This is a genomic window from Streptococcus parasuis (assembly GCF_021654455.1).
Classification (GTDB): Bacteria; Bacillota; Bacilli; order Lactobacillales; family Streptococcaceae; genus Streptococcus; species Streptococcus parasuis.
The window spans coordinates 1-21,630 of sequence record NZ_AP024276.1; the positions used below are offsets into that span (position 1 = coordinate 1).

Consider the following 21,630-nt stretch of genomic DNA (forward strand, 5'->3'; position numbering starts at 1 on the left):
TAACTTTTATAAACAGTGTGGATTTTTTAAAACACCTGTGGAAAACTTTTCTTTTTTATGGTAAACTATTAGGACGATAACAAAAAGAAGGGAGGATGTTATGAATCAAGAACAACGTTTTTGGCATCGTTTTTTAGAATTGGTGCAATCGAATTTTAAACCGTCTGTATATGACTTTTACGTTGCTGATGCAAAACTACTGACTATTCAACATCAGACTGCCAAAATATTTCTGAATCGTGATTTCAAAAAAGAATTTTGGGAAAAGAATTTTGAAGAATTAATGGTAGCTGCAAGTTTTGAAGTATACGGTGAACCTATTACGATTCAGTACCAGTTTACTGAAGAAACTACACAATATACTCCTCAGAGTGGGGCAATACCACCAATAGAAAATAGCATAGCTGAGGCTGCACCTGCTGAAATTCTTCCTGCTGTTCATCCTGATATTAAACCTCAATATACATTTGAAAACTTTGTGCAAGGGGACAATAATCAATGGGCAAAAGCAGCCGCACTGGCTGTCTCTGATAATCTGGGAGGCTTATACAATCCATTATTTATTTTTGGAGGCCCAGGACTCGGTAAGACTCATATTTTGAATGCAATTGGAAATAAGGTATTAAGTGATAATCCTCACGCGCGAATTAAGTATGTCTCTTCAGAAACCTTTATCAATGACTTTTTAAAACATCTGCAATTAAACGATATGGATAGTTTTAAGAAGACCTATCGGAATTTAGACTTGCTACTCATTGATGACATTCAATCATTGAAAAATAAAGCCTCTACGCAAGAAGAGTTTTTCAATACATTTAATGCACTCCACACCCAAGATAAACAAATTGTATTGACAAGTGACAGAAACCCTGATTTCTTAGATAACATTGAAGAGCGCTTGGTAACACGTTTTAAATGGGGATTAACAAGTGAAATAACTCCGCCAGATTACGAAACTCGAATTGCGATTCTACGAAATAAATGTGATGAATCGCCCTATACATTTACCAATGAAACACTCTCTTATCTAGCAGGACAATTTGATTCCAACGTTCGTGATTTAGAAGGAGCATTGAAAGATATTAATCTTTTGGCATCCATGCGAAATCTTTCTGAAATTACCGTTGAAGTTGCAGCAGAGGCTATTCGTTCTAGAAAACAAACAAGTCCTCAAAACCTAGTCATACCAATTGAAAAAATTCAAAATGAGGTAAGCAGTTTTTACGGTGTTAGTGTAAAAGAATTGAAGGGCTCTAAACGAGTGCAACATATTGTTCACGCGCGCCAGGTGGCTATGTATCTAGCAAGAGAATTGACCGATAACTCTCTTCCAAAAATAGGAAAAGAATTTGGTAATAGAGACCATACAACTGTCATGCATGCCTACAATAAAATTAAATCTCTCTTGTTAGATGACGATAATTTAGAAATAGAGATAACTGCTATAAAAAATAAAATCCGCTAAGCTGTGGATAACTTCTATCAAAACCTGCCAAGTTATCCACACTTTGTGAACAAGTAGAAATCCTTGATTTATCTATAGTTTTTTAAGTTATCCACACTTTTCACAGAACCTACTATTACTATTAACCTTATAGATACTAAATAAAGGAGAATCCATGATTCAATTTTCAATAAATAAAACTATATTTTTACAAGCATTGAATGTTACTAAAAGAGCTATTAGTAGTAAGAATGCTATTCCAATTCTTTCAACTGTTAAAATTTCAGTAACAAGTGAAGGAATTACTTTAACAGGTTCAAATGGACAAATTTCAATTGAACACTATATTTCAACTCAGGATGAAAATGCTGGTTTATTAATCTCTTCACCAGGTTCTATTCTTTTAGAAGCTGGATTCTTCATCAATGTTGTTTCTAGCATGCCAGATCTAGTATTAGATTTCGCTGAGATTGAACAAAAGCAAATTGTTTTAACAAGTGGAAAATCTGAAATTACTTTAAAAGGGAAAGATTCTGAGCAATATCCTCGTCTACAGGAAGTTCCTACCTCAAAACCTCTGATATTAGAAACAAGTACACTTAGACAAACCATCAATGAAACAGCCTTTGCGGCATCTACCCAGGAAAGTCGTCCAATTTTGACCGGTGTTCACTTTGTTTTGACAGAACATAAAAATCTAAAAACAGTAGCAACAGACTCGCACCGAATGAGTCAACGTAAACTTGAATTAGACACATCAGGAGATGACTTTGATGTTGTCATCCCAAGTCGATCCCTTCGTGAATTTACAGCTGTCTTTACAGATGATATTGAGACAGTAGAAGTATTCTTCTCCAATAATCAAATTCTATTTAGAAGTGAATCAATTAGCTTCTATACTCGGTTATTAGAAGGAACATATCCAGATACTGATCGTTTGATTCCAGTAGAATATAAAACAACTGTTGTTTTTAATACTGCTTCTTTACGCCACTCTATGGAACGCGCACGCTTACTGTCAAATGCTACTCAAAATGGTACTGTAAAACTAGAGATTACCAATAGCATAGTTTCTGCCCACGTAAATTCGCCAGAAGTTGGACGGGTGAATGAGGAATTAGACACTGTCGAAGTATTGGGTGAGGACTTAGTAATCAGCTTTAACCCAACTTATTTGATTGAAGCTTTGAAAGCCACAACTAGTGAACAAGTGAAAATTAGCTTTATTTCTTCAGTTCGACCATTTACCTTGGTGCCAAATAATGATGGTGAAGACTTTATTCAATTGGTAACCCCAGTTCGCACAAACTAATATGAACAAGAACGGCCAAACAGGCCGTTTTTATGTTATACTAAAAAAATAATACTCTGTAATAATCAATGTGACTAGTGACGGGAAATAGATGACTTTATATATCTTAGCAAATCCGAATGCAGGTAGCCATACTGCCAAAAGCATCGTATCAAGCATTAAGGATAATTATCCGCAATTTACAATAAAAGAGTTTATGACTGCAGGGCCAGGGGACGAAAAAAATCAAATAGAGGCCATTTTAAGAGAATTTTCGTACAGAAAAGATCACTTTATCATCATAGGTGGAGATGGTACTTTATCAAAGGCTCTTACTTTTTGGCCTGCAGAATTACCTTTTGCTTACTTTCCGACCGGATCTGGGAATGATTTTGCAAAAGCTATGAATATCAAAAATTTATCTACAGTTATAGACTCAATCCTAGAGGGAAAAAGACAAAGCATATATGTTTTACAGAGTTCTATTGGAACAGTTGTGAATAGCATGGATATTGGGTTTGCAGCACAAGTAATCAATAGTTCTACAGATTCAGCTTTAAAAAGAATGTTAAATAAAATAAAATTAGGTAAATTAACTTACTTATTTTTTGGTATCAAAACCCTATTTTCAAAGCAATCCATTAATATAGAAGTGATTCTTGATGAAAAATCCTATCCATTAGACAATCTCTTTTTTCTTTCGATAGCCAACAGTAGTTATTTTGGTGGTGGAATTATGATTTGGCCAACAGCAAGTACTAAAAAGAAAGAAATTGATCTTGTTTACTTTGAGAATGGTTCGTTTTTTCAACGAGTTCAGTCATTGTTATCTATGGTTTTGAAAAAGCATGAATTATCACCAACTATTCGTCATCTAACAGGCTTACACGTAGTACTTAAATCAAATGAAAAACTATTATTACAGATGGATGGAGAGATTACTACAGCAAACGAAGTAAGTTTAATCTATCAAGAAAGAAGTATGTATCTTTAAGGAGGAAGTATGTATCAATTAGGATCCTTTGTTGAAATGAAAAAGCCTCATGCCTGTGTCATCAAATCGACCGGAAAGAAGGCCAATAAGTGGGAAGTAATCCGTCTAGGAGCGGATATCAAAATCCGCTGTAGCAACTGTGACCATGTAGTGATGATGAGCCGGCATGATTTTGAGAAAAAAATGAAGAAAGTTCTGCCAAGCGAAGGCTAGTTGACAACTTGCAACCATTGGTTGCGAAAATTTCTGAAGTGTTGCTAGTCAGCGACTCATGTCTAAGTTATACTAATCTTAGAAATCAGGAGGAATCTATCATGACTCAATTAGCCCAACAAATTCGAGCTTTACGCACAGCTAAGAATTTATCCCAAGATGGATTGGCAGAAAAACTCTATATTTCCCGTCAGGCTATTTCCAAATGGGAAAATGGAGTTTCCCAAAGTTAAAGATACCACATCAATCCCACGCGGACTTTTGCTCAACCGATACAGCCGGAGGGCTGGATAACAAGAAAAGGCGGTATGCGCCCCGTGGAGGGGTAGCGTACCGCCTTTTCTTGTGGGGGTTTCCAAAGGGGGCAACGCCCCCATTTGGCACACGACTTTGCGAAGCAAAGTGTAGTGTGTTATACGCTCTGCCGGCGTTGCCGTGAAAATGCCGTTGCCGCCGGGGAGGGCAAGGGCATTTGAAGCGGCAGGAAAACAGGGCTGTGCTTGCGTGGCGTGGAGCCGCAAGCGCAGGTCTGGACTCATCAGCAGACAGGGCGTATATGAAAGCCCCAGTTCCTCGTCCTACGCTCCAACTTGTGGACAAAGTGTCCCGAAGTTGTGGCCACACTCCCGGAAAAGTAGCAGGACAACGGGCAACCGTCAAGGCTGAAATGAACGGGTTTACACCCGGCCTTGACCTCCGCCCGCTGTCCCGCTGGATGGGTGGACAAGGCGGCCAATCCCTCAAAGTGCTTGGCCGCTCTCTTTCTGATTTTGAGGTATTCAGTTTTTCAAAATTGAATAATCAAAATAAATTTTTTCGATTGAAAAAATTTTATTTGTTATCATCTTCAATGCCATATTTTTTCTTTTGCCGAATCACATAATTACTGATTTTTTCATCATATAGTGGATACTGGTAATCCAACTGGCATGCCACTTCTGACGAAACCTCCCGGAACAATGCCATACATTGTTCAAAGGATTCCCACATATGGGGATAGGAATCCATATTATAAGTGGACATAAGTCGTTCCCACAATTCCTCTGGGACATATTGCTTCATAAATTTATAGTTTTTTCCCAAACTGAAATGAAATCCCTGTTTGATACCAATCAGCCAGGAAATCATGCGAAGCAATTCTTTTCGTACTATATCATTCATATGGTCAATAGCAAAAAGAATTTCTTTGCGGCATAAGCCCTTTACTACATATGTTGTAGTATTCCAAAATTCATTACAGCAATCGTCAAACATTCTTTGAGTAGGCTTCTGCAAGTGGTAGTCTATATCCGTTGGTATTGGCGGCTTTACGATACGGTTGTCTTTATCCAACAGTAACTTTACCAGTTTATCCCATGTAAAATACTCGTCTATCAGTTCCAGCGGCAGCAAAGTTAAATCTATCTTAACATCATCAGTAAACAGCATTAAATATGAAAATCCCTTTTCTACAGCTGGAAATAATTCCATATCTTCCGGCTTTTGCAGAATCAACCTTTCACCAAATATATCTAGCCATTTATCATCACTTGTGAAGCTGTCCATATCCGTAACAAAAAAAGTAATATCAAAATCCTGAAAATCATCAGGCGGAATATTTGTATTTGTTCTAGATCCTTCCAAAGTAACCATGCGAATGCGTTTGTCTGTTTTTGCAAAATTCAAAACAATATCATAAACTTCCTTTTCTGATCTCATTTTTATCTCCTCCAATTATTGAAATAGGTGTGAAGCCATTTTAGGGCTTTCCCGCCTTGATTACCCTTTAGCAAAGACGGGCGGGACTGTCAACGGCGGCGCATGAAATGCGCCGTTCATCTTGACCGTTGACTGGCTCGGCTGGCTTTGCTATCTTCCTGACAAATGGGAATGTCTAAGATAGTAAAGACGTCCCACATGCAACTCTTTCTTTTATTGCGGAAACCGTATCTTTAATTGTGAATGTAGTTGTGTCTATGACATTTGATTCATATACTCCCAAACCGGAAAATTGCTCCCACATTGTTTCCACTAATTCAATATTTGTTTTTCTATCTAATTTTGAGCGTTCCACAGCTCGCTTCATAGTTTCTTTTTTACTCGCTCTTAATACAATATAGTGTACCTCGTAATCTTCTTGGGCAAGAGCTTTCCATGGCTCCAAAAACCATGGCCCGACAATCCCATCTACAATTACATCATATCCGCCACGAGCATATCGCTTTGCAGCTTCTAAAAAGGCTTCAATGACAACCAGATTTTGCTCGTTGGATTCTGGCAAATGTGGTGGTATTGCGCCTTTGCTTAAGTAATGAAAAAAGTCATCGGTGTGCATATGCACTGATTTATCCATATCTGATTCCTTTGCGACAATTGACGCAGTTGTTGTTTTTCCTGTCCCCGGTGAGCCTGTAATCACAATAATTCTTCCTTGATTCATCTGTATTTTCCCTCACAATTCAAATTTATCACTTTGTTCCTGCCTGCTCAATCATCTTCTTCGCAAACTGCTGGAACATTTCAACAGTTTCTTTATCCATCGGTGTAAGCTGTCCGATCTGTCCAGCTATCATCGCCGTTACATCGTCAATGGAAAGTGGTTTTTGTTTCTGTTCCGCCAGTGCGTCCCGCATGGCTTGGAACATAGCGGCGGTCACAGCTTCTCCCGGCTGTTCCCCGTTGTCAATGTCTTTCTTAATGTCCCGCAGGATAGCCAGGAACACATTTTTGATTTTTTCAATCTCCGCTTCATGTTCCCCTATCTTTTGGGCGTTCAAAAGCTGTAAATCCTGCTTCGCTTCTGCCCGGTGTTCCGGGTGTTCTTTCATCAGGTCGGACAGGGAAGCCGTTGCCATCTCGATAAGCTGGTTTCTTGCTGTTATGCCCTTTGCCGCCGTATCCTGAAAATAAATCCGTATCAAATCTATCAGCTTAGGAAAATTCCTGTGTTCCAACAGGCGGTTGAGGATTTGCACATCAACAGCACCCGTCACAAGCCCCCTCACGGCTCCCTCGGACAAGCCTAATTCAGAAATATCGTAGCTTTTACGAACGCTCACGGTAGACAAGCCCAGTATGTAGTCTGTCGATACCTTAAATTCCTTTGCCACACCTATGAGAATATCACTGCTGACCGTTCTTGTTTCGCCGCTGACAATGCGGCTCAACTGGGAAGCGGAAACGCCTATCTTCTCCGCAAGTTCCTTTTGTGTGATGTGGTTCCCGTTGCATAAATCGGAAATCCGCTGTCCGGGCGTTCCGGGTAAAGCCATAGATACGCACCTCCTCCGCATACTTCCATTATACAGAATGATTGCAAAAATGCAATTTCCAAAGTGTAAACTTCATCAAAATGCAATTCTCGCAATATTCCGGGAATTGCATTTTTTTCGTGTAGACTTAGGGTAGTTCATCGATGGACGGCACCTTGAAAACAGAATGACCGTCCGAAAAGGAATACCCCGGCTGGGGAAGCACCGCAAGGAGTCGGACTTCGGGACAAAATGTCCCGAAGTTGCGAGGAGCGTGCCAACGCCGGAACACGCCGCAGGAATGGGGCAGGAAACCTTTTCGGGGAGAACGGCAACGGAAAGCAAAATGGAGGGAACGCATGAGAGATAACCCCTATAAAGACTTGCCGCCGCTGGAACGCAGGCCGGACGGTTCCCTTTACCGCATGACCCCGGCGCAGAGAAAACAGGCGGCCAGCCTGATACGCCGGGAGTGCTGTTGCTGTGAGGACGGCAACTGCATTGTCCTTGACGATGGGGACACCTGCACCTGTCCGCAGACGATTTCTTTCTCGGTCTGCTGTAAGTGGTTCCGCTGGGCGGTCTTGCCGCTGGACGGGACGCTGGAAGCGGAGATTTTCCGGGATAAGGACTTGAAACGCTGTGAGGTCTGCGGCGGTGTGTTCGTCCCCAAATCCAACCGGGCAAAATACTGCCCCGGCTGTGCCGCCAGAGTTCACAGGCGGCAGAAAACAGAAAGTGAACGGAAAAGGAGGTCTGCTGTGGACAGTTAGGAGCGAAAAAAGCCTTGATTTATCAGGCTTCGCAAGCCCCAAACCGGGGCTGGTGGTATAAAGTATCGCCCGCCCCGGAAAACGGGCTTCTAACCGTCCACAAAACGCACTATGACAAATACCATCTATATCCATCAGCCGGAAAAGGCGTTCAGCTTCACCCGGCTCCCGAATTTCCTCTTTGAAGCCCCCACATTCAAGCCCTTGTCCAACGAGGCAAAGGTTCTGCACGCCTTTATCCTGCGCCGGACAGAGTTATCCCGCAAGAATGGGTGGGCGGATGATTGCGGACGGATTTATCTGTACTATCCCATCTGCGAGGTGGTTGACCTGCTCCACTGTGGGCGGCAGAAAGCGGTAAACACCCTGCGGGAACTGCAATACGCCGGGCTGGTGGAGATCCAGAAGCAGGGCTGTGGAAAACCCAACCGCATTTTCCCAAAATCCTATGAAGCGGTTCCAAACACCGACTTCAAGAAATCCGGTTCTGGTACGCCGGAGGGCTGAAAACCGTACTTATGAAGTGAGGAAATCACTCCCCGGAAGTACGAAAACCGGACGGTATATAGAAATACAAAGATTAAAAAGATTTATTTATATTCTATCCATTCCAATCCTATCCGAGCTAATTTCTGCGGGATTTTCCCTGTGGAAAACCCCGGATAGGAAAGGAATGGGGAAAGGAGCAGAATGGCACAACACGCAATTTTGCGGTTTGAGAAGCACAAGGGCAACCCGGCAAGGCCGCTGGAAGCCCATCACGAAAGACAGAAAGAACAATACGCCAGCAACCCCGACATTGACACAAGCCGGAGCAAGTACAACTTTCATATCGTCAAGCCAGAGGGCAGGTACTATCATTTCATTCAAAACCGCATTGAACAGGCCGGGTGCCGAACCCGCAAGGACAGCACACGGTTTGTCGATACGCTGGTAACTGCCAGCCCGGAGTTTTTCAAGGGGAAATCCCCAAAGGAGATACAGGCGTTTTTCCAGAGGGCGGCGGACTTCCTCATTGGCCGGGTAGGACGGGAAAATATCGTGTCGGCGGTGGTACACATGGACGAGAAAACGCCCCACCTGCATTTGACCTTTGTTCCGCTGACAAAGGACAACCGCCTGTGTGCAAAGGAGATTATCGGCAACCGGGCAAACCTGACGAAGTGGCAGGACGATTTTCACGCCTATATGGTGGAGAAATATCCTGACTTGGAGCGTGGGGAGAGCGCCAGCAGGACAGGCCGGAAGCATATCCCCACCCGGCTTTTCAAACAGGCGGTTTCCCTCTCCCGGCAGGCAAGAGCCATTGAAGCCACACTGGACGGCATTAACCCGCTGAACGCCGGAAAGAAAAAAGAGGAAGCCCTCTCCATGCTGAAAAAGTGGTTCCCGCAGATGGAGAATTTCTCCGGGCAGTTGAAAAAGTACAAGGTCACAATCAATGACCTGCTGGCGGAGAATGAGAAGTTGGAAGCAAGGGCAAAGGCCAGCGAAAAAGGAAAGATGAAAGATACGATGGAACGGGCAAAGCTGAAAAGCGAACTGGACAATTTACAGCGGCTGGTTGACCGTATCCCGCCGGATATACTGGCGGAACTGAAACGTCAGCAGCGGCACACGGTAAAGGAAAGGTGATAGATATAAGCAGAAATTTTCGCCGCCTCTGTGCGGCATTGTACCTTGAAAACTGAATATGGAGGACACTGGATGGCAAAAAGTGAAAGCGATATTTTTACACCCCGAACAGGGCAGGTTATACAAGCAGAGAACGGCACGCAGTATTTTGTATGTGGGAACAACCGTATAAAAATCTCCGAACACTTCGCCGCAGGCGGGAAGCCCCTCGGTGATCTGATTGTAGATGTGGTGCGGCATACCGCAGAAAAAGCCGCTTCAACCTGATAGCCCATCATTGATAACACGCCCACGCTTATGATATAATTGCCATAGAGCAAAAGTATTGTAAGCGTGGGTTGTTTCTTTAGAAGGAGGATTTTTACGGTGAAACAACCTTACAATACTACGATTTACAACACGGCGCTTTATATGAGATTGAGCCGGGACGATGAACTGCAAGGAGAAAGCGGGAGTATTCAGACACAACGCATGATGCTCCGGCAATATGCCGCCGAGCATGGCCTGAATGTCATAGATGAATATATCGACGATGGATGGTCTGGAACGAACTTTGACAGGCCGGATTTTCAGAGAATGATTGATGACATTGAGGACGGGAAAATCAACTGCGTTGTTACGAAGGATTTATCCCGCTTAGGCAGAAACTACATTCTGACCGGCCAGTACACGGAAATCTACTTTCCCAGCAAAGGCGTCCGCTATATCGCTGTCAATGACAATGTGGACACCATCAACGGAGAGAATGAGCTTGCCCCATTCCTCAACATTCTGAATGAAATGCACGCCCGCCAGACCAGCAAAAAGGTAAAGGCGGCCATGCGGACACGGTTCGCAAATGGCGCACACTATGGAGCCTATGCTCCGCTTGGCTATGTCAAAGACCCAGATAAGAAAGGCCATCTTCTGATTGACCCGGAAACAAGGTGGATTATCGAAAAGATTTTTGACCTTGCCGTTCATGGCCGGGGAGCCGCCAGCATTACACGGATTTTGGTCGAAGAAAAAGTACCTACTCCCGGCTGGCTGAATTTCCAGAGATACGGCACTTTCGCAAATATCTATGCCGGAGCGCCGGAGGAAAAAGCCTATGCGTGGACGATAGCGCAGGTGAAAAGTATTCTGAAAGAGGAAACCTATATCGGACACAGCGTCCACAATAAGCAGACCAACATTTCATTCAAAAACAAGAAGAAAGTACGCAAGCCAAAAGAGGAATGGTATCGTGTGGAGAACACCCACGAAGCGATTATTTCCGAAGATGTGTTCCGTCAAGTACAGGAGCAGATTTGCAACAGGCGCAGACGGCAGAAGAACGGCACAACACAGATATTTTCCGGGCTGGTAAAATGTGCGGACTGCGGCTGGTCGCTGGCCTATGGTATGAACAGCCAGAACAAAAATCCCTATGCCCACTACCATTGTAGCAAGTACGGGCAAGGATTGCACCAGTGTTCCATGCACTATATCCGCTATGATGTGCTTTACGCCTATGTCCTTTCCCGTCTGCAATACTGGTCTGTGCTGGCACAGCAGGATGGGGACAAACTTCTGAAACGGCTACTTAACGCCAGCGACAAGGAACGCAATACTGCAAGGAAGCGGCAGACAGCCGAACTGAAAAAGGCGGAAAAGCGCAAAGCAGAAGTAGACACCCTGTTTGCAAAAATGTATGAGGACTGGTCTGCCGGACGCATTACAGAATACAATTTCAATATGCTGTCCGAAAAGTATCAGGGCGAACAGCGAGAATTGGACGTAAAAATTGAACGGCTTCACGAAGCGATGGAGACCGCCGCCCAGACAGCGGTTGACGCTGAAAAGTGGATAGGTCTGATGAAACAGTATGTCAATCCCACAGAATTGACGGCTGAACTTCTGAATACGCTGATTGAAAAAATCCTTGTCCATGAAGCGGTCAAAAGTGAGGACGGAAGCCGGGAACAGGAAGTGGAAATCTTCTACCGCTTTATCGGCAAAATCGAATGACACATCTTGAGATACCCAACAATATCTTTAACTAAGGGAAACGGGTGAAGCAACGCCAGATATTGATAAACTGGTCCAGCTGGCAGAAATTTTTGATGTCAGTCTAGACTATCTGGTTTTAGGAAAAGAACCTGAGAACAATACCAAGGAAACAGGAACATATCAAACAGCAGAGCAAAAAATGGATATTTGGCAATTTATTGCTGGCTATTGGTGGATTGTGCTCTCTATTTTGGGATATTTATCTTGGTTTCTACCTCATATTTTGCCATCTATTTTTGGATGATACAAAGCTTGTTGATTCGCAAGCTTTTTTTCAAATTTTCTGCTATAATAGTCATGATTGAATTTTTAATTGGAGAGTAAAAAACATGGCTTTAACAGCAGGAATCGTAGGTTTACCTAACGTAGGTAAATCAACCTTATTTAATGCAATTACAAAGGCAGGAGCGGAAGCAGCAAACTACCCGTTCGCAACAATTGATCCGAACGTCGGTATGGTGGAAGTACCTGATGAGCGGTTACAAAAATTGACCGAACTCATTACCCCTAAAAAAACAGTGCCAACTACTTTTGAATTTACCGATATTGCTGGTATCGTCAAAGGTGCTTCAAAAGGTGAAGGGCTTGGAAATAAATTCTTGGCCAATATCCGTGAGGTGGATGCCATTGTTCACGTTGTCCGTGCTTTTGATGATGAAAATGTTATGCGTGAACAAGGCCGTGAAGATGCATTTGTGGATCCAATCGCAGATATTGATACCATTAACCTAGAATTGATTTTGGCGGACCTAGAGAGCATCAACAAGCGTTATGCGCGTGTTGAAAAAATGGCCCGTACTCAAAAAGACAAGGATTCTGTGGCAGAATTTACGGTTCTTGAAAAAATTAAGCCAGTTTTAGAAGATGGAAAATCTGCCCGTACCGTATCATTTACTGATGAAGAACAAAAGATTGTGAAACAGTTGTTCCTCTTGACTACTAAGCCAGTACTCTACGTAGCCAATGTTGATGAGGATAAGGTAGCTAATCCAGACTCTATCGCATATGTCCAACAAATTCGTGATTTTGCTGCGACAGAAAATGCAGAAGTGGTGGTGATTTCTGCGCGTGCAGAAGAGGAAATTTCAGAACTAGACGATGAAGACAAGGGTGAGTTTTTGGAAGCTCTTGGTTTAACAGAATCTGGCGTGGACAAATTAACCCGTGCAGCCTACCACTTACTTGGATTAGGTACTTACTTTACAGCAGGAGAGAAGGAAGTACGTGCATGGACTTTCAAACGGGGGATTAAAGCACCTCAAGCTGCAGGTATTATTCACTCAGATTTTGAAAAAGGCTTTATCAGAGCAGTAACCATGTCCTATGATGATTTAATCAAGTATGGTAGCGAAAAGGCTGTAAAGGAAGCTGGGCGTCTTCGTGAAGAAGGAAAAGAATATGTCGTTCAAGATGGTGACATCATGGAGTTCCGTTTTAATGTCTGATAGCCAACAATTCCCATTCTCTAATACCGTATTTACAAAGTGCTTAGGTAGAGGAATTGATAGAAAAAGAGTTCGTAGAATAATAGGACTAGTATTCGGTTGGGAAGTATTTTCCAGCCTTTTGGTATTTCTGATTGTTTAGTTTGTTTTTAGCACTAGGCATCGAACTATTGGCAGTACTAGAGTACAGCAAAGTGAGTGTGAAGTAACTTGACCAGTTCAAAAAGAGTACCTCCTCACTTCCAAATATGTAGGTTCGGGCTTCTATGGTCACCTTCTAATTTTACGGTGACCAGCTGAAACAGTTTTCCAAACAAGCCTCGCTTTTATTTTTTTAGCTCGGGTTAAAACAGTCATTTCCCTGACAGTTTTAATCCACCCCACTGGACTATTTTGACACAAACTTCGTTTGTTTTATTTCCTACCTCTAAGAATCTCCCAGATTGTTAGAGCAATCAACCACTGCGCTGAGATGTTGACACGAACTCTGAGAAGTGGTCCTGGGCTTGAGCCTAGCCTCATCTGGAAATAAGGAAACGGTTCAATGAAGTAATAAAAGATAAACTAAATGACAATAAGGAGGATAAATGACACGATTGATTATTGGTCTAGGGAATCCAGGAGACCGTTATTTTGAAACCAAGCATAATGTTGGTTTTATGCTTATTGATAAAATTGCTAAGCGTGAAAATGTAACCTTTACCCACGATAAGATTTTTCAAGCTGATATTGCAACAACTTTCATTGATGGAGAAAAAATCTTTTTAGTTAAACCAACTACGTTTATGAATGAGTCAGGAAAAGCTGTCCATGCTCTGATGACCTACTATGGTTTAGACGAAAAAGATATTTTAGTTGCATACGATGATTTAGATATGGCTGTTGGGAAAATTCGTTTTCGCCAAAAAGGTTCTGCTGGCGGCCATAATGGAATAAAATCTATCGTTAAATATATTGGAACACAAGAATTCGATCGGATTAAAATTGGAATTGGTCGCCCTAAAGGGAAGATGAGTGTTGTCAATCATGTCTTATCAGGATTTGATGCAGAGGATCGCATTGAAATTGATTTAGCACTAGATAAACTTGACAGTGCTGTCAACTTTTATTTAGAAGAAGATGATTTTGAAGCAATTATGAGAAAGTTTAACGGATAATGAATATATTAGATATACTTCACAAGAATAAGCAAATCAACCAATGGCAGTCAGGATTGAATAAATCAACTAGGCAATTGCTGTTGGGGCTTTCTGGAACGAGTAAATCTTTAGTCATGGCTACTGCTTATGATTGTCTAGCAGAGAAAATAATGATAGTGACTGCTAGTCAGAATGAAGCTGAAAAGCTAGTAGCAGATTTAACAGCGATAATTGGTAGTGAGAATGTTTACAACTTCTTTACAGACGATAGTCCGATTGCAGAGTTTATATTTGCCTCAAAAGAACGAATCCAGTCAAGAATTGACAGCTTGAATTTTTTGACTGACACCACTCGGTCAGGAATTATTGTTGTCAGTATGGCAGCTTGTAGGGTTTTATTGCCAAATCCAGTAGCCTATAAAAATGCAAAGATTCAAATTGAAATAGGTCAAGAATTTGAAGTTGACACTCTTGTAAAGAAACTTGTTAATATTGGTTATAAGAAAGTGTCTCGTGTCTTAACACAGGGAGAATTTAGCCAACGTGGTGATATACTAGATATTTTTGATATGCAAGCAGACTCACCATATCGCATGGAATTTTTTGGAGACGAGATTGATGGTATTCGAATTTTTGATGTGGATAGTCAAAAATCTTTAGAAAATCTAGATAAAGTCACCATTGCTCCTGCTTCAGATATCATTTTGTCTTCGGAAGATTATGAGCGAGCGAGACAAAAAATTCAAACAGCCATTGAACATTCAAGTATAGAAGATCAGCAGTCTTATTTACGCGAAGTATTAGCAGATATGCAAGCGGAGTATAGACATCCAGACTTGCGTAAATTCTTGTCTTTTTTATATGAAAATTCATGGACCTTATTGGACTATTTACCTAAGAGTTCGCCTCTATTTTTAGATGATTTTCATAAAATTGCTGACAAACAAGCACAGTTTGAAAAAGAGGTTGCTGAATTATTGACAGATGATTTACAAAATAGTAAATCCGTGTCAAGTATACAGTATTTTGCATCAACGTATTCAGAATTAAGAAAATATAAACCTGCTACCTTCTTTTCGAGTTTTCAAAAGGGGTTGGGAAATGTAAAATTCGATGCACTTTATCAATTTACACAACACCCTATGCAAGAATTCTTCCACCAAATTCCACTTTTAAAGGAAGAATTGACTCGGTATGCTAAGTCAAAGAATACGGTCATAATTCAAGCAAGTTCTGAATCAAGTTTACATACTTTACAAAAATCTTTACAAGAGTATAATATCCAACTACCATCTTATCCATCAGATAAGTTGGTAGAAGGTCAACAACAAGTTACTATTGGGCAATTTACAGCTGGGTTTCATCTGATGGATGAAAAGCTTGTTTTGATTACTGAAAAAGAGATTTTTAATAAAAAAATTAAGCGTAAGGTTCGAAAAACGAATATTTCTAATGCTGAGCGCATAAAGGACTATAGTGAGCTAGCTGTTGGTGACTATGTTGTTCACCATGTTCACGGTATTGGTCAGTATTTAGGAATTGAAACCATTGAAATTTCAGGAATTCATCGTGATTATCTGACTGTCCAATATCAAAATGCAGATCGAATTTCCATTCCAGTCGAACAAATAGATCTTCTCTCCAAATACTTAGCATCTGATGGAAAAGCTCCAAAAGTTAATAAATTAAATGATGGTCGTTTCCAGCGAACAAAACAAAAAGTTCAAAAACAGGTAGAAGATATAGCAGACGATTTAATTAAACTATATGCTGAGCGTAGCCAACTAAAAGGCTTTGCCTTTTCACCAGATGATGAGAATCAGGTTGAGTTTGACAACTACTTTACACATGTGGAAACCGACGACCAACTTCGTTCCATTGATGAAATTAAGAAGGACATGGAAAAAGACTCTCCAATGGATCGTTTATTAGTAGGAGATGTTGGTTTTGGTAAAACAGAAGTAGCTATGCGTGCTGCCTTTAAAGCTGTCAATGATGGCAAACAGGTTGCTATTCTTGTACCAACGACTGTTCTGGCCCAACAACATTATGCGAATTTCCAAGAACGGTTTGCAGAGTTTCCTGTAAATGTGGATGTTATGAGTCGTTTTAAAACAAAGGCAGAGCAGGAAAAAACACTTGAGAAGTTGAAAAAAGGACAAATTGATATCCTGATTGGGACCCATCGTCTTCTATCAAAAGATGTTATTTTTGCAGATTTAGGTTTACTGGTTATTGACGAAGAGCAACGGTTCGGTGTCAAGCATAAGGAACGCTTGAAGGAACTGAAAAAGAAAATTGATGTCTTAACATTGACTGCTACCCCAATTCCTCGCACTCTACAAATGTCTATGCTAGGGATAAGAGATTTATCAGTAATTGAGACTCCACCGACCAATCGGTATCCTGTTCAGACATATGTGATGGAAACAAATCCATCTGTAATTCGAGATGCAGTTCTAAGAGAAATTGATCGAGGAGGGCAGGTTTACTACCTTTACAATAAAGTTGACACTATTGAACAAAAAGTGTCTGAATTGAGAGAATTAGTCCCAGAAGCTACTATAGGATATGTTCATGGTCAAATGTCAGAAATCCAATTAGAAAATACTCTCTATGCCTTTGTAGAGGGTGAGTATGATATTCTAGTGACTACAACAATCATCGAAACAGGTGTTGATATTCCAAATGCTAATACACTGTTTATTGAGAATGCAGATCACATGGGACTGTCAACTCTTTATCAACTTAGAGGACGTGTTGGCCGTTCCAGTCGGATTGCCTATGCCTATCTCATGTACCGTCCAGACAAGTCCTTGACAGAAGTAGCTGAAAAACGTTTGGAGGCAATCAAGGGCTTTACAGAACTAGGATCAGGTTTCAAGATTGCTATGCAAGATTTGTCTATTCGTGGTGCAGGTAATATTTTAGGTGCTGCCCAGTCAGGATTTATTGATTCTGTAGGTTATGAACTGTATTCACAATTGCTAGAACAGGCTATTTTAGAAAAACAAGGCAAGTCAGCTCAGCGTCAGAAAAGTAACTCTGAGGTCAACCTACAGATTGATGCTTATCTACCAAGTGACTACATTGCTGACCAACGGCAAAAAATCGAAATTTACAAACGCATCAAGAGCATTGACAGTCGTGTAAACTATCAAGAATTACAAGAAGAATTGATAGACCGTTTTGGTGAATATCCAGATGTTGTTGCATACTTACTTGAAATTGGACTTCTTAAATCATATCTGGACCAGGTCTTTTGTCATACTGTTTTAAAACGACAACATCAGGTGATTGTCACATTTGAACCGATGGCAGGTCAAATTTTTCTGACGCAAGATTATTTCGAAGCACTTTCTTCCACTAATTTAAAAGCTCAGATAACAGAAAATAGAGGAAAGTTGGCAATTATTTTTAATGTGCAACAGAAAAAAGAATATGAGATTTTAGGAGAAATGATTTCTTTTGCTGAAAAGTTGCAAGAAATAAAGGCTAGAAAGGCAGAATAAATTTCTCAATTGAATGAAAAAATGGTAGAATATTTACTTGAGGTAAAGGTATGAGACTAGATAAATATTTAAAAGTTTCTCGCATTATCAAGCGTCGAACAGTTGCAAAAGAAGTAGCTGATAAGGGAAGAATAAAAGTCAATGGCATTTTAGCAAAATCTTCAACAGATTTGAAAATAAATGATCAGATTGAAATCCAATTCGGCAATAAACTACTCACTGTTAAAGTACTTGAAATGAAAGATTCTACAAAAAAAGAAGATGCGCTGAAAATGTATGAAATAATCAGTGAAAAAAGGATAGAAACAGATGAAAAAATCTAACATCCTCCAACTGAATAATGCCTTTATTCAGTCAGAACGCCAAAAAGATCAACATTTTCATGAAGAACGACAACGAAAAAATCGTTTTATGGGAGCCATACTTGTTTTAGTCATTTTTTTGTTTATATTGCCGACTTATAACTTAGTTCAAAGCTATGGTAAGTTGCAAGAAAATGAAAAGAAATTGGTTGAATTAGAAACACGGTATGAAGAATTAGTTGATGTTGAAAAGCAAGAATCTCAATTGGTAACCAAATTAAAAGATGAAGATTATGCTGCCAAATATGTTCGAGCAAAATATCAATACTCCAAAGAAGGGGAATTTGTCTACAATATTCCAGGGTTACCAAATGACTGAGTCTATTTTACAAATTGTGGAGCAATTTTTACAGCATTCTGACGAAAAATTAGAAGAATTATCGCAAAAAAATAGGGAACTGAAGCTAGAAGAAAAGGAAACATAGAATAGAGAGGAAAGGAGGGAATATGCAGAAAAAACTGATCGTATGGTTGTTACCAATTTTATTTGGATGGCAAGTGGTTGATAGTACTGAAATACCATTTGAACTCACAGCGCAAGAAGAATATGAATTAACGCAAACTGTTTATGATCAGTATTTTCAAACAATCCCTCAAAATCCAAATGTTTTTCAAACTGAAAGTATCTATTCTGATGTAAACTTGACTCAGGTAAGTGGACAAATAAAACCAAATCAAGATTTTTCTATCACTGGTGTAGCAATCAATGAAAGGAAAGAGTTAGTGTATCAATTAGATAATACTTACTATATTCTTGCAAGTAAACAGCTACTCTTTGATGATAGGATTGTGACCGAATCCTCTGTAGAACAAACTTATTGGCTTAAACAAGGTTTTACTGTATTGTCTTCCCCAATTTCTAATCAAGCAAAGGAATTGAAAACAGACTTGCGGGCCTATCAAGCAATTACCATTTCTAAAATTGCGACAACTGCCATTGGAGACTTTGCCTATATCAGTGATAGAGGCTGGATTTCACTAAAAGATTTATCAGAAAAAGACAATAGAATGGAAGCTGTTCAAGCATTGTTGAGTAGCAACTATTCAAAAAATAATATAGGTATTTATGTAAAAGATTTAACAACTGAAACGGAAGCAGGTGTTAATCAAGACAAGATATTTTATTCTGCAAGTATTGCTAAGCTCCCTATTTTATACTATGTCCAAGAGCAACTGAATGCTGGTCAAGTTGTTTTGAACACTACAGTTAAATATACAGCAGAATCAATCTCATTTAATGGGGCATATAAAGTCTCTGGTAGTGGTTCCTTAGCAAAAACACCCGATAACAAAGACTACACCATTGAGGAATTAATTAATAAAACAGCTAAAGAGTCAGATAATGTAGCAAGTAATTTACTTTCATATTATATAGCAAATAAATTTGATGATGATTTTTATCAAGTGACGACTGCTGTAACAGGTAGTAGATGGGATATGGTTTCACGTGAAACATCAGCTCAAGTTGCAGGAAAAATGATGGAAGCCTTATATGAACAAAATGGCTATGTCATAGAAAGTTTATTATCTACCCAATTTGATAACCAACGCATTTCGAAAGACATTCCAGTCCCAGTTGCTCATAAGATTGGTGATGCAGATGATGTGAAACATGATGTGGCAATTGTATATGCAGAATCTCCTTTTGTTTTATCCATCTTTACGGATAAATCGAGCTATGATGAGATTACCCAAATCGCAAATGATATTTATGGTATATTGAAGTAAATGAAAAATAAATTTTTAAAAGTGACACAGGAAGGTCACTTTTTTGATAAACACAAGAAAGTATTAGTAGCCGTATCAGGTGGTTTAGATTCTATGAATCTATTTCATCTCTTGCACGAATACAGCAAAGAATTAGGCATTGAACTTGGACTTGCCCATGTCAACCATGGACAAAGAGAGGAATCTGTTACTGAGGAAAAATATCTCAAACAGTTAGCAAAAGATTGTGAAGTACCTTTCTATTTATCCCGCTTTGAAGGAATATTTTCAGAAGAAGCAGCACGTAAATGGCGCTATACATTTTTTGCTGAAGTTATGGAGAAAGAGGGATACACTGCTCTAGTCACAGCCCATCATGCTGATGATCAAGCCGAGACGGTGTTGATGCGTTTGATAAGAGGGAGTCGACTGCGCCACCTATCTGCCATTAAGTCTATTCAATCCTTTGCCTCAGGTGAGCTTATCCGACCACTATTATCTTTCCATAAAACCGAGTTTGAAGACCTATTTCACTTTGAAGATAGTAGTAATACAGATTTGGGATATTTTCGAAATAGAGTCAGAAATAACTACATTCCACAGTTAAAACAAGAAAATCCTAAAATTGATGTGGCACTCAATCATCTAGCAGATGATACCAATTACATCTATCAAGCATTACGAGACTTAACAAAGAATATATCAACAACTGATTTGGTAAGTTTTCAACAACAGACACCGGCGGTTCAACGCGTCTTAATTGAAGAGTATTTAGATAATTTTCCTGAATTACAACTCTCTCGTTCTCAGTTCGAGCAATTGATACATATATTACAATCGAATAAGAACTATTATCATATATTAAAAAATGACTATGTACTAGAGAAAAACTATCAGAATTTTCGTATCTATAAAATAGGACCAGAGACGTATAGCCAACAGGAAAAAATCGTGGTAAAATCAGAAGGTATTTTTTCATATGATTCTTATATTTTTTCTCTGAACCTCCCCTTAAAAGATGCGGATTGGGTAATTTATTTTCCAACAGATGAACCAATTTTATTAAGAGGAAGACAAGCAGGAGATGCTATCCTAGTAAATGGCATCACTAAAAAACTCCGTCGCTGGTTTATTGACCATAAAATTCCACAAAAAATTAGACAGGATGCTATTATCATCGAACAATCGGATAAAATATACGGAATTGTAAAACTAGTGACTAGTGATTTGAGTAAATTTGCAAAGAATGATATAATTAAGGCTACATTATATATAAAAATGAAAGAGTAGAACAACTATGTTGGACAAAGATATAAAGAAAATTCTTGTTTCAGAAGAAGAGATAGTCGAAAAAAGTAAAGAACTCGGACAAATTATTGCGAAAGAATATGCTGATAAGAACCCACTTCTCGTTGGTATTTTGAAAGGTTCTATTCCTTTTATGGCAGAACTTATCAAACATATTGATGCCCATATTGAAACAGACTATATGGTTGTTTCAAGTTACCATGGTGGTACTGAAAGTAGTGGGACAGTTAAAATTGTCAAAGACTTAGACAATAGTGTTGCTGGTCGTCATATTATTTTTGTAGAAGATATCATTGATACTGGTCGCACACTGAAAGAATTAAAAGAACTCTTTGCATTGCGACAAGCTGCATCAATTAAAATTGCTACACTTCTAGATAAACCTGAAGGTCGTGTTGTTGAAATAGAACCAGACTATACTTGTTTCACCATTCCAAATGAATTTGTAGTAGGGTTTGGATTAGATTATGACGAAAATTACCGTAACCTTCCTTATGTTGGTGTACTCAAAGAGGAAGTTTATACAAAATAGAAAAAGGTTTCCTA

Annotated in this window: 21 protein-coding genes and 1 pseudogene; 19 read left to right on the top strand and 3 right to left on the bottom strand. The window is 39.9% G+C overall.

Annotated elements, in window-relative coordinates:
- The first annotated feature begins 100 nt into the window (after positions 1-100).
- The 5 genes and pseudogenes from dnaA to L6410_RS00025 form a co-directional block, all read left to right on the top strand.
- Positions 101-1,465 carry a chromosomal replication initiator protein DnaA gene (dnaA, locus tag L6410_RS00005; RefSeq protein WP_237395535.1) on the top strand — a complete coding sequence of 455 codons (1,365 nt, stop codon included), beginning with the start codon at positions 101-103 and terminating at the stop codon, positions 1,463-1,465.
- Positions 1,466-1,619: 154 nt separating this feature from the next.
- Entirely contained in the window at positions 1,620-2,756 is a 1,137-nt protein-coding gene (gene dnaN, locus L6410_RS00010; RefSeq protein WP_024391649.1) for a DNA polymerase III subunit beta, read from the top strand.
- Between the two features lie 91 nt (positions 2,757-2,847).
- Positions 2,848-3,729, top strand: a complete 882-nt coding sequence (locus L6410_RS00015) for a diacylglycerol/lipid kinase family protein (protein WP_237395536.1) — start codon at positions 2,848-2,850, stop codon at positions 3,727-3,729.
- Between the two features lie 9 nt (positions 3,730-3,738).
- Complete coding sequence (locus L6410_RS00020; RefSeq protein WP_024404576.1) at positions 3,739-3,942, top strand: DUF951 domain-containing protein; 204 nt, start codon at positions 3,739-3,741, stop codon at positions 3,940-3,942.
- A gap of 101 nt (positions 3,943-4,043) precedes the next feature.
- Positions 4,044-4,160: pseudogene (locus L6410_RS00025) on the top strand (helix-turn-helix domain-containing protein); the annotation flags it as partial.
- Between the two features lie 613 nt (positions 4,161-4,773).
- Here the strand turns inward: L6410_RS00025 and L6410_RS00030 are convergent.
- The 3 genes from L6410_RS00030 to L6410_RS00040 form a co-directional block, all read right to left on the bottom strand.
- The gene (locus L6410_RS00030; RefSeq protein ID WP_001255868.1) at positions 4,774-5,640 is read right to left on the bottom strand and encodes an aminoglycoside 6-adenylyltransferase AadE; all 867 of its coding nucleotides are present in this window, start codon (positions 5,638-5,640) and stop codon (positions 4,774-4,776) included.
- Between the two features lie 175 nt (positions 5,641-5,815).
- On the bottom strand, positions 5,816-6,361 hold the full coding sequence (locus tag L6410_RS00035) for a P-loop nucleotide/nucleoside kinase family protein (protein WP_001071501.1): 546 nt from the start codon (positions 6,359-6,361) through the stop codon (positions 5,816-5,818).
- Between the two features lie 28 nt (positions 6,362-6,389).
- A complete protein-coding gene (locus L6410_RS00040) occupies positions 6,390-7,193 on the bottom strand; it encodes a helix-turn-helix domain-containing protein (RefSeq protein ID WP_002334816.1) in 804 nt (267 codons plus the stop codon).
- Between the two features lie 338 nt (positions 7,194-7,531).
- On the opposite strand from L6410_RS00040, the gene L6410_RS00045 reads away from it, so the two are divergent.
- The 14 genes from L6410_RS00045 to hpt all read left to right on the top strand — a co-directional run bounded on the left by L6410_RS00045 (position 7,532) and on the right by hpt (position 21,616).
- Positions 7,532-7,945 carry a cysteine-rich VLP domain-containing protein gene (locus tag L6410_RS00045; protein ID WP_002588751.1) on the top strand — a complete coding sequence of 138 codons (414 nt, stop codon included), beginning with the start codon at positions 7,532-7,534 and terminating at the stop codon, positions 7,943-7,945.
- 111 nt (positions 7,946-8,056) lie between these two features.
- Positions 8,057-8,452 carry a replication initiator protein A gene (locus L6410_RS00050; RefSeq protein ID WP_237395537.1) on the top strand — a complete coding sequence of 132 codons (396 nt, stop codon included), beginning with the start codon at positions 8,057-8,059 and terminating at the stop codon, positions 8,450-8,452.
- A 183-nt stretch (positions 8,453-8,635) separates the two neighbouring features.
- Positions 8,636-9,580: a MobV family relaxase gene (gene mobV, locus L6410_RS00055; RefSeq protein ID WP_002334814.1), complete on the top strand. Its 945-nt coding sequence runs from the start codon at positions 8,636-8,638 to the stop codon at positions 9,578-9,580.
- A 72-nt stretch (positions 9,581-9,652) separates the two neighbouring features.
- Positions 9,653-9,847 (top strand): hypothetical protein, encoded by a 195-nt coding sequence (locus L6410_RS00060; protein WP_002334813.1) that lies wholly within the window; start codon positions 9,653-9,655, stop codon positions 9,845-9,847.
- 99 nt (positions 9,848-9,946) lie between these two features.
- Positions 9,947-11,569, top strand: coding sequence for a recombinase family protein (locus L6410_RS00065; RefSeq protein ID WP_002334812.1), 1,623 nt, complete (start codon positions 9,947-9,949; stop codon positions 11,567-11,569).
- A gap of 371 nt (positions 11,570-11,940) precedes the next feature.
- Entirely contained in the window at positions 11,941-13,056 is a 1,116-nt protein-coding gene (ychF, locus tag L6410_RS00070) for a redox-regulated ATPase YchF (RefSeq protein ID WP_024391654.1), read from the top strand.
- 587 nt (positions 13,057-13,643) lie between these two features.
- Positions 13,644-14,213, top strand: coding sequence for an aminoacyl-tRNA hydrolase (gene pth, locus L6410_RS00075; RefSeq protein WP_024391655.1), 570 nt, complete (start codon positions 13,644-13,646; stop codon positions 14,211-14,213).
- Positions 14,213-17,707 carry a transcription-repair coupling factor gene (mfd, locus tag L6410_RS00080; RefSeq protein WP_237395538.1) on the top strand — a complete coding sequence of 1,165 codons (3,495 nt, stop codon included), beginning with the start codon at positions 14,213-14,215 and terminating at the stop codon, positions 17,705-17,707. The genes pth and mfd overlap by 1 nt, the downstream gene beginning before the upstream one ends.
- A gap of 50 nt (positions 17,708-17,757) precedes the next feature.
- A complete protein-coding gene (locus L6410_RS00085) occupies positions 17,758-18,030 on the top strand; it encodes an RNA-binding S4 domain-containing protein (RefSeq protein ID WP_024391657.1) in 273 nt (90 codons plus the stop codon).
- Positions 18,017-18,388, top strand: coding sequence for an FtsB family cell division protein (locus L6410_RS00090; protein WP_160864063.1), 372 nt, complete (start codon positions 18,017-18,019; stop codon positions 18,386-18,388). Before L6410_RS00085 ends, L6410_RS00090 begins: the two co-directional genes overlap by 14 nt.
- Entirely contained in the window at positions 18,381-18,494 is a 114-nt protein-coding gene (locus L6410_RS11000; RefSeq protein ID WP_032512079.1) for an SP_0009 family protein, read from the top strand. Before L6410_RS00090 ends, L6410_RS11000 begins: the two co-directional genes overlap by 8 nt.
- A 22-nt stretch (positions 18,495-18,516) precedes the next feature.
- Complete coding sequence (locus L6410_RS00095; protein WP_024396357.1) at positions 18,517-19,797, top strand: serine hydrolase; 1,281 nt, start codon at positions 18,517-18,519, stop codon at positions 19,795-19,797.
- A complete protein-coding gene (tilS, locus tag L6410_RS00100; protein ID WP_237395540.1) occupies positions 19,798-21,066 on the top strand; it encodes a tRNA lysidine(34) synthetase TilS in 1,269 nt (422 codons plus the stop codon).
- Positions 21,067-21,073: 7 nt separating this feature from the next.
- Positions 21,074-21,616, top strand: coding sequence for a hypoxanthine phosphoribosyltransferase (gene hpt / locus L6410_RS00105; protein WP_024396359.1), 543 nt, complete (start codon positions 21,074-21,076; stop codon positions 21,614-21,616).
- The last annotated feature ends 14 nt before the right edge of the window (positions 21,617-21,630 follow it).